Origin of the sequence: Streptomyces sp. SID5785, assembly GCF_009870065.1 — a bacterium.
Classification (GTDB): domain Bacteria; phylum Actinomycetota; class Actinomycetes; order Streptomycetales; family Streptomycetaceae; genus Streptomyces.
This window is the reverse complement of sequence record NZ_WWIA01001011.1, coordinates 1-10223: the sequence shown is the minus strand read 5'-3', so window position 1 is coordinate 10223 and position 10223 is coordinate 1. Positions and strand designations below refer to the sequence as shown.

Here is a 10223-nt window from a genome sequence, read left to right as displayed (position 1 = left end):
CGTGACCGCGATCTCCGTGACCGCGATCTCCGTAGGGTTCACGCGGGCAGGCCCGCCGCCAGCAGCTCCACGAAGCCGACGTCCTCGCGGGCCACCCCGAAGGCCGCTGCCCGCTGGAGCGTGCGCTCGGCCCAGGCGCGGTGCGGCTTCACCTCGTTCATCTTGTTCGTGTACGCGGAGCGCAGGACGCCGCCGCCGTCCCGCTCGGGGCGCAGGATGTCGCACGCGTCGCTGTACTCCTCGTGGCTCACCACGGACAGCGCGTGCACGGGCAGGACGTGGGAGGGGTGGATGCAGGTCTTGCCAAGCAGTCCGTTGGCCCGGTCGAGCTCGATCTCGCGCAGCAGGCCGTCCATGTCGTGCTGGATGAGCGCCTGGCGCAGCTCGTCGGCCCGCCCCTCGAGGAAGGGGCTGCGCCGCAGCTGAGGCTTGAACATGCGCTCCTGGTGGCGGAAGTACTCCCACACGGGCCCGGTGACGGTGAAGCCGGTGCCGTCGGAGCGCCCGAGGCTGTTGACGACGTCGCCGATGACGGAGGCCACGATCTGGACGTCGTACGCGGTCATGTCGGGCGGCCTGCGCAGCCCGTACGCGGAGCAGAAGTCGGTGACGCCGAGGCGCAGCGCCAGAACCCGGTCGCGGTACTTGTCGACGGTGCGGGAGATACCGGCGAGGGTCTCGGTGCGGGACTCCAGGTGGAGCAGCTCGGGCGACTCGAGGACCGGCATCGCGAACAGGCGGCGGCCGGTCGCGGCCTCGGCGGCGGTGAGCGCCTCGAGGAAGGCGGCGCCGCGCTCCTCGGTGAACTTGGGCAGCACGAAACCGGACAGCAGGGCGACGGAGGCGCCGAGACGGCGGGCGAGGTCGGTGATCTGTGCGGGCGTGCGGACGCGGACGAAGAGCAGCGGCGGCTCGGCGCCCGTGGCGGCGCGCTCGCTCAGGTCGGCGAACTGGCGCACGAGGTTGTCCTCGGCGGCCGCCACGTCCGCGTCGTCGATCGAGTCCTCCAGGCACAGCACCATGGACACGACACCGCGCCCGGCCTGCTTGAGGACGTCGTCGGCGAGGTGGGGCCGGGTGGCCGGGCTGTAGAGCGTGGCGCCGAGCGCCGCCGCGAGCAGCCGCGGCGCGGAGTCCGCGGAGAACGCGACCGGCTCCGCATGGAACAGCCGCTCCCGCACCTCAGGGGCGATATGCCCGAAATGACGCATGAAACTCCCCCGATGATGATGTGTGGCGCGGACGGCGGTGCTGTTCGGCCGTGCTGTCCCGGACGACCCGTGTCACCGCTGCGGCAGACAAGAGGTGGCCGGTAATAGTACGTACAAACGTGTGCCAAGGGTTCCCGTGTGCCATGAAATTCAGGTAACCCACGCATGTCGTCCACCTGCTTCCGGTGCGAACCGCCTGATTCGCGCCGGACCGCGGCGGGCAGGGAACAGCAGATCACGGGCCCCCGCATTGTCCGGGCCGGGGCCGGGAAGGCAGGATGACCGCATGACGCACGCGATGCTCAAGGGGGCGAACATCCCGCTCGACGCCACGGCGGTGCGCGCCGTGCTCCGGTGGACCCCCGGACAGGGCGTGCCACCGGTGGACGCGTCGGCGCTGCTGCTCGGCCCGGACGGCCGGGTCCGCTCGGACGACGACTTCGTCTTCTACAACCAGCCGCGCCACCCCTCGGTGCCGGTGTGGCGGCTGGGCCAGAAGCGCGTCGCGGACGTGCTGACGGACACGATCGAGGCGGATCTGGCGGGGATACCCCACGAGATCTCCCGGATCCTGCTGACCGCGTCCGCGGACGACGGCGTGGGCTTCGAGCACGTGCCGGGCCTGCGGATGAGCCTGTACGACGCGGGGGCCGGCGAGGGCGCCGAGCCGCTCGCGTCCTTCGACATCAAGCCGGAGACGGGCGCCGAGACGGCGCTGATCTGCACCGAGCTGTACCGCCGGGACGGCGGCTGGCGACTGCGCGCCGTCGGCGAGGGCTACTCGACCGGCCTGGTGGGTCTCGCCACCGACTTCGGCATCCTGGTGGACGAGTCGGCGGAGCCCGCCGAGCCCACCGCGCCCGTCGCCGAGCCGGAGCCGCCGGCCCCGGCCCCGCAGCCGTCCGCCGCGCCCGCTCCGGAGCCCGTGACCGTCTCCGCGTCGCAGCCGACCCGGCGCCGGCCGGACGCCCCCGCCTTCCCGGTGCCGCCGCAGCAGCAGCCCGGGTACGGCTATCCGCCGGCGCCGGCCACGCAGCCGGTCGCGGCGGCGCCGCCCGCGTACGGCTATCCGCAGCCGGTGGCGGCGGGTGCGGGCGCGGGCGCGCCCGATCCCGCGTTCCGGATGCCGCCGCAGGGCCCCCAGTTCGTCGGGCGCTGAGCCGGGTCCGGTCCGCCGCGGCCCGCGGGGTACCACCGGCCGCTCAGGGGTGGTCGCCGACCTTGGACTTGTAGCCCCGCCCCCATTGCAGGCCCCAGCCGTACAGCCGGTCCAGCTCGGACTGGAAGCCGTAGACGAACTTGACCTCGCGGTGCACGACGAGGTCGCCCTTGACGTTCTCGAGCGTGACCACGGCGCAGGAGCGGGCCTGCGGGGCGCGCTCGTCGAGGCTGATCTCGATGCGCGGCCCGTTGCTCGGGAACAGCGTGACGATGGCGTGCGTCCGGTCGAACGCCGGGGTCTGGTCGTAGATGTAGACGAACAGCAGCAGGCGTTTGATGGCGTCGCGGTGGTCGAGATTGACGTAGATCGTCTCACCGGACGCCGAGCCGAACCGGTCGTCGCCGCTGAGTTTCACGTACGGCGGTGCGTTCAGGTCCCCGAAGAAGCCGCCCAGCGGCTGGACGACGCCCTTCTCGCCGTCCGCCAGCTCGTACAGGCAGCCGAGGTCCAGGTCGACGTTGACCATCGACTGGGTGTGCGCCTGGACGACGTCCGGCTTGAACATCCGGGACGGGTGGCGCAGCACGCTGCTGCGCTCCGGGCGGCCGATGTCCGAGGTGCGCATCCGCCAGGAGAGGTTGACCCGCAGGTTTCCGGTGGCGGCGCCCTGTTTGGACAGGGAGACCGTCGGGTGCCGTTTGGTCAGCTCGATCGCGTTGGTCGCGGCGCTGCCCGAGTCGAAGTCGAACTGTGCCGAGCGCCCGCTCCACAACCGGTCCCAGAAGGACATCTCCGCCCCCAGATGGTGTGCCGTCTCATGCCGACGGGGCGGCCGCGGAGGACTCGTCCTCGCCCGACCGCCCCGTCCAGAGCGTTCCAGAAATGACCCCCGGGTCAAACCCCGGACGTCACCTCGGCTTTGTCCGCGTCGCCGCCCTGACCCTCCTCGGCCGCGATCCGCTTGTTGCGGCGGACCGAGGACAGGAAGGACCAGGCGATCAGGACGACGCCGACGAGGCCGGTGATGACCTCGTTGATCTGGTACTGGATGGTGATCAGGAGGATCGCGGCGAGGGCGCCGATCGCGTAGTGCGCACCGTGCTCCAGGTAGACGTAGTCGTCCAGGGTGCCCTGGCGGACCAGGTAGACCGTGAGCGAACGGACGTACATGGCGCCGATGCCGAGGCCGAGGGCCATCAGCACGATGTCGTTGGTGATCGCGAAGGCACCGATGACGCCGTCGAAGGAGAAGGACGCGTCGAGGACCTCGAGGTAGAGGAACATGAAGAACGCGGCCTGGCCGGCGAGCAGCACGGCCGACTTGGGCTTGCCCTCGCGGGCGGCGCGCTCCTCCTCCTCGTGCTCGCGCTCCTCCTCTTCCTCCAGGCGGTTCTCGAAGAACCCGGAGAGTCCACCGACGACCAGGTACGTGATCAGGCCGCCGACGCCGGCGAGGAGCACCGTCGCCTGCTTGTCGACGTGGACGCCGCCGTGCTGGTGCGCGTTGAGCGCGACGGTCAGGGAGGCGACGAGCAGCACGATGAGCGCGATGCAGACCGAGAGCATGTCGACCTTGCCGAGCTTGGCCAGCGGCCGCTCGATCCAGCGCAGCCACTGGATGTCACGCTCCTCGAAGATGAAGTCGAGGAAGATCATCAGCAGGAACATGCCACCGAACGCGGCGATGGACGGGTGCGCGTCCGTCACCAGCTGCTGGTAGCGGTCCTTGTCGTCGAACGCCAGCTGCACGGCGTCGATCGGGCCCAGCTTGGCGCTGATCGCGACGATCACGACGGGGAAGACGAGACGCATGCCGAAGACGGCGATGAGCACACCGACCGTGAGGAAGATCTTCTGCCAGAAGGCGTTCATCTTCTTCAGGACACCGGCGTTGACCACCGCGTTGTCGAAGGACAGCGAGATCTCGAGAACGGCCAGGATCGCGACGACGCCGAAGGCTGTCCAGCCGTCGTAGAACACCGCCGCGATCAGTCCGAGCACGGTGATCGCGAACGACCAGCCGAAGGTTTTCAGTAGCACTGCCTACCCCATCGTGTGTACGGGTCTCCCCGTGCTGGTTGTACGGGGCTCCCCCGCTCCGTGCACGGCTTTACGAAACATTGACCCCGAAGTCTAGAGCGATGCCCCGCAGCCCCGACGCGTACCCCTGACCGACTGCACGGAACTTCCACTCGCCGCTGTAGCGGTAGAGCTCGCCGAAGATCATCGCGGTCTCGGTGGAGGCGTCCTCGGAGAGGTCGTAGCGGGCCAGTTCCTGCCCGTCCGCCTGGTTCACCACGCGGATGAACGCGTTGCTCACCTGGCCGAAGGTCTGGCCGCGGTTGTCCGCGTCGTGGATCGAGACGGGGAAGACGATCTTGTCGCAGCCGGCCGGCACCTTGGAGAGGTCCACGATGAGCGACTCGTCGTCGCCGTCGCCCTCACCGGTCAGGTTGTCACCGGTGTGCTCGACGGAGCCGTCGGGGCTCGTGAGCTGGTTGTAGAAGATGAACCACTCGTCGCCCATGACGCGGCCGCCGCTGCACAGCAGCGCGCTGGCGTCGAGGTCGAAGTCGGCTCCGGTGGTGGAACGTGCGTCCCAGCCGAGGCCCACCAGGACCTGTGTCAGGTTCGGTGCGGCCTTGGAGAGGGAGACATTGCCTCCCTTGGCGAGCGTGACGCCCATGATCGTGGTCCTCCCCGGTTTCGTGCGGTGTGTGCGAGCGCGTCCGGCGCCGCACTGCGGGAGTGCGGCGCCGGACGGTGTCCGTGGTGCGGTGGTGAGCTGGTGCGCTCAGACCTGCTCAGACATTGACGCCGAAGTCCTGCGCGATCCCGCGCAGACCCGAGGCATACCCCTGTCCGACGGCGCGGAACTTCCACTCCGCCCCGTTGCGGTAGAGCTCGCCGAAGACCATGGCGGTCTCCGTCGACGCGTCCTCCGAGAGGTCGTACCGGGCGATCTCGGCGCCGCCCGTCTGGTTCACGACGCGGATGAACGCGTTGCGCACCTGGCCGAAGGACTGCTGGCGGTTCTCCGCGTCGTAGATCGAGACCGGGAAAACGATCTTGTCCACGTCGGCCGGAACGGTCGCGAGGTTGACCTTGACCTGCTCGTCGTCGCCCTCGCCCTCACCGGTCAGGTTGTCACCGGTGTGCTCGACCGAGCCGTCGGCGCTCTTCAGGTTGTTGAAGAACACGAAGTCCTGGTCGTTGCGTACCTTGCCCTCGGCGCTGGTCAGAATGGCGCTGGCGTCGAGGTCGAAGTCCGTACCCGTCGTGGTACGGACGTCCCAACCGAGGCCCACGACGACCGCTGTGAGGCCCGGGGCCTCCTTGCTCAGCGATACGTTGCCGCCCTTGCTGAGGCTGACTCCCACGAGTCCTCCCTGTGGTCTGAGGGGCGGGGAGCCCCCGTAGTGCGTCTGGCATCGGATCAACGTCTGGATCCTAGTGACGGGTTCCCGCACCCCGCGAGGCATATCGCAGGGTGTCGTCCCGCCGGGGGGTCACAGCGTGTCGATCGCCTTGACGTACTCGTTCAGGTCGCGGGCGTCGGGCAGGCCGTTGACGACGGTCCAGCGCACGACACCCTCCTTGTCGATGATGAAGGTGCCGCGCACCGCGCAGCCCTTCTCCTCGTCGAAGACGCCGTACGCGCGCGAGGCCTCGCCGTGCGGCCAGAAGTCGCTGAGCAGCGGGTACTCGAGGCCCTCCTGCTCGGCGAAGACGCGCAGCGAGAACGGGGAGTCGTTCGACACGGCGAGCAGCTGCACGTCGTCGTTGACGAACTTCGGCAGCTCGTCGCGCAGGGCGCAGAGCTCGCCGGTGCACACCCCGGTGAAAGCGAACGGGTAGAAGAGCAGCACCACGTTCTTCTCGCCGCGGTAGTCCGAGAGCTTCACGGTCTCGCCGTGCTGGTTCTTGAGCTCGAACTCCGGGGCCTTGGTGCCGACCTCGATCGCCATGGTGAAAGCTTCCCTTCGGTGGGGCTGTTCGGGTGGCTCAGCCTAGTCGGCGCCGGGCGCCGTCCGGCCGGTGGGCCCGCGGGGCCCCGACAAGCGCGTGCGGCCCCCGCGGGCACGACGATGCGTGCCCACGGGGGCCTTCCTGTCTTGCTCCCGGCGTGCGGGACCGGCTCAGCGCTTCCGAGTGGCGGCCGCCTTCGGGGTGGCGAGCCGGCTGCCGGTCCAGTCCTTGCCGGCGCTGACGCTCTTCGCGGCGGTGAGGCCGGCGGTGGTGGCGGCCTCCCCGATCTCGCTGGGCTCGACGTAGCCGTCGCGGCCCGTCTTCGGCGTCAGGAGCAGGATGGAGCCGCCTTCCTCCATGTACGCGATGGCATCCACCAGCGCATCGGTCAGGTCCCCATCGTCCTCACGGAACCAGAGCACCACGGCGTCAGCCACGTCGTCGTAGTCCTCGTCGACGAGCTCCGAACCGATGGTCGTCTCGATGACCTCGCGGAGCTCCTGATCGACGTCGTCGTCGTAGCCGATCTCCTGGACCACCTGGTCGGGCTGGAAACCGAGCCTCACGGCAAGGTTCGTCTCCGCGTGGTCCGCGGTCGCGCTCACGGATTGCCTCCTGATCATGTTTACGAGTTCTTGGGTTGTCCGGGTCGCCCCGGACGCCTCACGCACGCGCGAAGCGTTGGCCGTAGTCCACACGTGCGCGACGGATCGCGCAAGTACCCGGCGGCCGAGACCGCCTAAACGGTGACGTTCCGGGCCGTGTCACCGCAACTGCAGTCAAGGATCCCCCCGCGCCGGTGATGTATGCCACAGCGATCTGCCGGAATTGCCCGTACTGGCCGGACCACCGGGCGTCACCGGATCCGGAGGGACCCGAGGAACACTTGAGCGGCTTGAGCGTATCGTTACGTTTTGTGCGCTGCTGACCGGTGGTGCCCCGCGCGGCCGCCGGGCCCCCGCGCACACCTTCGCGATACAGATGACGATTCGGTTGACAAGGTCCACGATGGACAACGGCGCAACCGACAGTGCAACAGTGGCATCACCGACAGTGAGGGAACAGCGTGGCTTCCGGATCCGATCGCAACCCGATCATCATTGGCGGTCTTCCCAGCCAGGTCCCGGACTTCGATCCCGAGGAGACCCAGGAGTGGCTCGACTCCCTTGACGCCGCGGTCGACGAACGCGGCCGGGAGCGGGCCCGGTACCTGATGCTCCGCCTGATCGAGCGGGCCCGCGAGAAGCGCGTGGCCGTGCCCGAGATGCGCAGCACGGACTACATCAACACGATCGCCACCAAGGACGAGCCGTTCTTCCCCGGCAACGAGGAGATCGAGCGCAAGGTCCTCAACGCGACGCGGTGGAACGCCGCGGTGATGGTGTCCCGCGCGCAGCGCCCCGGCATCGGCGTCGGCGGCCACATCGCCACGTTCGCCTCCTCGGCGTCGCTGTACGACGTGGGCTTCAACCACTTCTTCCGCGGCAAGGACGGCGGCGACGGCGGCGACCAGGTCTTCTTCCAGGGGCACGCGTCGCCGGGCATCTACGCCCGCGCCTACCTCCTGGACCGGCTCAGCGAGGCGCAGCTCGACGGGTTCCGGCAGGAGAAGTCCAAGGCGCCCGACGGGCTGTCCTCGTACCCGCACCCGCGCCTGATGCCGGACTTCTGGGAGTTCCCCACCGTGTCGATGGGCCTCGGCCCGCTCGGGGCGATCTTCCAGGCGCGGATGAACCGGTACATGGAGGCCCGCGGCATCGCCGACACCTCCGCGTCCCACGTGTGGGCCTTCCTCGGCGACGGCGAGATGGACGAGCCGGAGTCGCTCGGCCAGCTGTCCATCGCCGCCCGCGAGGGCCTGGACAACCTGACGTTCGTCGTGAACTGCAACCTGCAGCGCCTCGACGGCCCGGTGCGCGGCAACGGCAAGATCATCCAGGAGCTGGAGTCGCAGTTCCGCGGCGCCGGATGGAACGTCATCAAGCTGGTCTGGGACCGCAGTTGGGACCCGCTGCTCGCGCAGGACCGCGACGGTGTGCTGGTGAACCGGCTGAACACGACGCCGGACGGCCAGTTCCAGACGTACGCCACCGAGACCGGCTCGTACATCCGCGAGCACTTCTTCGGTGACGACCACCGGCTGCGCGCGATGGTGCAGAACATGAGCGACAAGGAGATCCTGCACCTGGGCCGCGGCGGTCACGACCACCGGAAGATCTTCGCCGCGATGACGGCCGCCAAGGAGCACAAGGGGCAGCCGACGGTCATCCTGGCGCAGACCGTCAAGGGCTGGACCCTCGGCCCGAACTTCGAGGGCCGCAACGCGACGCACCAGATGAAGAAGCTCACGGTCGACGACCTCAAGGGCTTCCGCGACCGCCTGCACCTGCCGATCACCGACAAGCAGCTCGAGGACGGCGCGCCGCCGTACTACCACCCGGGCCGTGACTCGGAGGAGATCCAGTACATGCACGACCGCCGCCAGGAGTGCGGCGGCTACGTGCCGACCCGGGTCGTGCGGGCCAAGCCGCTCCAGCTCCCGGACGACAAGACCTACGCGAACGTGAAGAAGGGCTCGGGCCAGCAGTCCATCGCGACGACCATGGCCTTCGTCCGGCTCCTCAAGGACCTCATGCGGGACAAGGAGATCGGCAAGCGCTTCGTGCTGATCGCGCCCGACGAGTACCGCACGTTCGGCATGGACGCGTTCTTCCCGAGCGCGAAGATCTACAACCCGCTCGGCCAGCAGTACGAGTCCGTGGACCGTGAACTGCTGCTCGCGTACAAGGAGTCGCCGACCGGCCAGATGCTGCACGACGGCATCTCGGAGGCGGGCTGCACGGCGTCCCTGATCGCGGCAGGCTCGGCCTACGCGACGCACGGAGAGCCGCTCATCCCGGTCTACGTCTTCTACTCGATGTTCGGCTTCCAGCGCACCGGCGACCAGTTCTGGCAGATGGCCGACCAGCTGTCCCGCGGCTTCGTGCTCGGCGCGACGGCCGGCCGCACCACCCTGACCGGCGAGGGCCTCCAGCACGCCGACGGCCACTCGCAGCTGCTCGCCTCGACCAACCCGGCGTGCGTCGCCTACGACCCGGCGTACGGGTACGAGATCGCGCACATCGTGCAGGACGGCCTGCGCCGCATGTACGGGCCGACCGCCGACGGCAGGCCCGGCGAGGACGTCTTCTACTACCTCACCGTCTACAACGAGCCGATCCAGCAGCCCGCGGAGCCGGCCGACGTGGACGTCGAGGGCATCCTCAAGGGCATCCACCGGATCAGCGCCGGCACCACCGGTGAGATTCCGGCCCAGATCATGGCCTCCGGCGTCGGTGTGCCGTGGGCGCTCGAGGCGCAGCAGATCCTCGCGCAGGAGTGGAACGTGCGGGCCGACGTCTGGTCCGCGACGTCCTGGAACGAGCTGCGGCGCGAGGCCGTCGAGGTGGAGCGGCACAACCTGCTGCACCCCGAGGAGGAGCAGCGCACGCCGTACGTCACGCAGAAGCTGTCCGGGGCGCAGGGGCCGTTCGTCGCCGTGTCGGACTGGATGCGGTCGGTGCCGGACCAGATCGCGCGCTGGGTGCCCGGGACGTACCAGTCGCTGGGCGCGGACGGGTTCGGCTTCGCGGACACGCGGGGTGCGGCGCGGCGCTACTTCCACATCGACGCGCAGTCGATCGTGGTCGCGGTGCTGACGGAGCTGGCGCGGGAGGGGAAGGTGGACCGGTCCGTGCTGAAGCAGGCGGTGGATCGCTATCAGCTGCTCGACGTGGCCGCGGCGGATCCGGGGGCGGCCGGGGGCGACGCGTAGTCCCTTGCCGGGTGCGGTGTCCCTTGCCGGGTGCGGGCCGGTGGGGCTTCTCGCGCAGTTCCCCGCG

General features: G+C 69.4%; 9 protein-coding genes. 2 read left to right on the top strand and 7 right to left on the bottom strand.

Annotated features, from left to right (window positions below):
• Positions 1-38 precede the first annotated feature (38 nt).
• Entirely contained in the window at positions 39-1211 is a 1173-nt protein-coding gene (locus GTW43_RS32670) for an HpcH/HpaI aldolase/citrate lyase family protein (protein ID WP_161305588.1), read from the bottom strand.
• A gap of 286 nt (positions 1212-1497) precedes the next feature.
• On the opposite strand from GTW43_RS32670, the gene GTW43_RS32665 reads away from it, so the two are divergent.
• Positions 1498-2370, top strand: coding sequence for a TerD family protein (locus GTW43_RS32665; RefSeq protein WP_161305587.1), 873 nt, complete (start codon positions 1498-1500; stop codon positions 2368-2370).
• Between the two features lie 43 nt (positions 2371-2413).
• Here the strand turns inward: GTW43_RS32665 and GTW43_RS32660 are convergent, their stop codons facing one another.
• From GTW43_RS32660 to GTW43_RS32635, 6 genes are all read right to left on the bottom strand, one after another.
• The gene (locus GTW43_RS32660) at positions 2414-3163 is read right to left on the bottom strand and encodes a Tellurium resistance (RefSeq protein ID WP_161305586.1); all 750 of its coding nucleotides are present in this window, start codon (positions 3161-3163) and stop codon (positions 2414-2416) included.
• Between the two features lie 104 nt (positions 3164-3267).
• On the bottom strand, positions 3268-4413 hold the full coding sequence (locus GTW43_RS32655) for a DUF475 domain-containing protein (RefSeq protein ID WP_161305585.1): 1146 nt from the start codon (positions 4411-4413) through the stop codon (positions 3268-3270).
• A 70-nt stretch (positions 4414-4483) separates the two neighbouring features.
• A complete protein-coding gene (locus GTW43_RS32650; protein WP_161305584.1) occupies positions 4484-5059 on the bottom strand; it encodes a TerD family protein in 576 nt (191 codons plus the stop codon).
• Between the two features lie 118 nt (positions 5060-5177).
• Positions 5178-5753, bottom strand: coding sequence for a TerD family protein (locus GTW43_RS32645; protein ID WP_161305583.1), 576 nt, complete (start codon positions 5751-5753; stop codon positions 5178-5180).
• Positions 5754-5882: 129 nt separating this feature from the next.
• Entirely contained in the window at positions 5883-6341 is a 459-nt protein-coding gene (locus GTW43_RS32640; protein WP_161305582.1) for a peroxiredoxin, read from the bottom strand.
• 171 nt (positions 6342-6512) lie between these two features.
• Positions 6513-6947: a DUF3052 domain-containing protein gene (locus GTW43_RS32635; RefSeq protein ID WP_161305581.1), complete on the bottom strand. Its 435-nt coding sequence runs from the start codon at positions 6945-6947 to the stop codon at positions 6513-6515.
• A gap of 461 nt (positions 6948-7408) precedes the next feature.
• Between GTW43_RS32635 and aceE the strand changes: the two genes are divergently transcribed.
• Complete coding sequence (aceE, locus tag GTW43_RS32630) at positions 7409-10156, top strand: pyruvate dehydrogenase (acetyl-transferring), homodimeric type (protein WP_161305580.1); 2748 nt, start codon at positions 7409-7411, stop codon at positions 10154-10156.
• Positions 10157-10223: the final 67 nt, after the last annotated feature.